The sequence below is a fragment of the Mesorhizobium sp. WSM3868 genome, from assembly GCF_002294785.1.
GTDB lineage: Bacteria > Pseudomonadota > Alphaproteobacteria > Rhizobiales > Rhizobiaceae > Mesorhizobium.
Genome location: NZ_NSGB01000049.1, coordinates 1 through 1637, shown reverse-complemented (window position 1 = coordinate 1637; position 1637 = coordinate 1). Strand labels below are relative to the sequence as shown.

The following is a 1637-nucleotide window of genomic DNA, read 5'->3' as shown; positions in this document are numbered from 1 at the left end:
CTGGGGCTCGATCGGGTCGGCCGCCACGACCACTTCTTCGAGCTCGGCGGCCATTCGCTGCTGGCGGTGCGGCTGCTGAGCCGGCTCTCGCCGGCCGTCGGTGTCGAGGTGCCGCTGTCGACGCTCTTCGCCAGGCCGGTGCTTTGCGATCTGGCGGAAAGCATCGTTGAAGATTTGAGCCGCGCCGATCGCAAAGACCTGCCGGCGATTGTTGCCGTGTCGCGCGATGAGCCGCTTGCGCTCTCCTTCGCCCAGCAGCGGCTGTGGTTCCTGGCGCAGCTGGACGAGGCCGGCACCAATTACCACATCCCGATGGCCTTGCGGCTGACGGGCCGGCTCGATCGGGCGGCCCTGCAGCGCAGCCTCGATGGTGTGTTTGCGCGTCACGAGGCGTTGCGCCATGTTTTTGTCGCGCCCGACGGCAAGCCCTGGGTCCGGGTCCTGCCGGCGGATGCTGGTCTGCCGCCGGTCGAGCACGACCTGTGCGGCCGGGCCGATGCTGAGGCGGCCCTTGAGGACCTGTGCCGTGAAGAGGCGCACACGCCCTTCGACCTGTCGCGCGGGCCGATGATCCGCGCTCGCCTGATCCGGCTGTCGCATGAGGAGCACGTCTTCCTGCTGACGCAGCATCACATTGTCTCGGATGGCTGGTCGATGGGCGTGCTGGTGCGGGAACTCGGTCAGCTCTACCGGGCCTTCGCTGCCGGGCATGATGATCCCTTGGCGCCGCTCGACATCCAGTATGCGGACTATGCTGCCTGGCAGCGGCAGTGGCTGTCGGGGGACAGGCTGCAGAGCCAGGCCCGTCACTGGCGCGAGGCCCTGTCGGGGGCTCCTGCTCGCCTTGCCTTGCCGACGGACCGGCCGCGCCCAGCCCAGCAGTCGTTTGCCGGGGCCGGCGTGCCGGTGGTCATCGATCCGGCGCTGACGCGCGGGCTGAAGCGGCTGGCCAGCCAGCAGGGCACGACCTTGTTCATGACGGTGCTGGCGGCCTGGGCGGCGGTTCTGTCGCGCCTGTCAGGGCAGGACGACATCGTCATCGGCGTGCCGAGCGCCAATCGCGGCCGGCGCGAGATCGAAGAGCTGATCGGCTTCTTCGTCAACACGCTTGCGCTTCGCCTGGATCTGTCGGGGGCGCCGAGCGTGGCGCAGCTTCTGGAACGCACGCGGCGCACCGCGCTTGCCGCGCAGGAGCATCAGGACCTGCCGTTCGAGCAGGTGGTTGAGATCGTCAAGCCGCAGCGCGCGCTCGACCACACGCCGCTGTTCCAGGTGATGCTGGCCTGGCAGGACGCGGCCGTCGAGCGGCTTGACCTGCCCGGGCTCGCGATCGAGGCTGTGGGCAATGCCTACGACCAGGTCAAGTTCGACCTGGAGCTGAGCCTTGGCGAGAGCGGCGAGGAGCTCGCCGGAAAGCTGCACTATGCGACCGCACTGTTCGACGAAGCCACGATCGAGCGGCAGCGCGGCTATCTTTTGGCGCTGCTGCGGGCGATGGTTGCCGATGCCGGGCAGCCGGTGGGCCGCATCGAGTTGCTGTCGCGCGAGGAGCGGACTTACCTTTTGGAGGAGCTGAACCGGACGGAAGCGGACTATCCGTCGCACAAGTGCATCCACGAGCTGTTCGAGGCGCAGGT

Annotated in this window: 1 protein-coding gene; it reads left to right on the top strand. The window is 68.4% G+C overall.

Features of this window, described 5'->3' with window-relative positions; genetic code table 11:
• The coding region (locus CK221_RS29465) for a condensation domain-containing protein (protein ID WP_245322586.1) at positions 1-1637 on the top strand (1637 nt) is incomplete at both ends.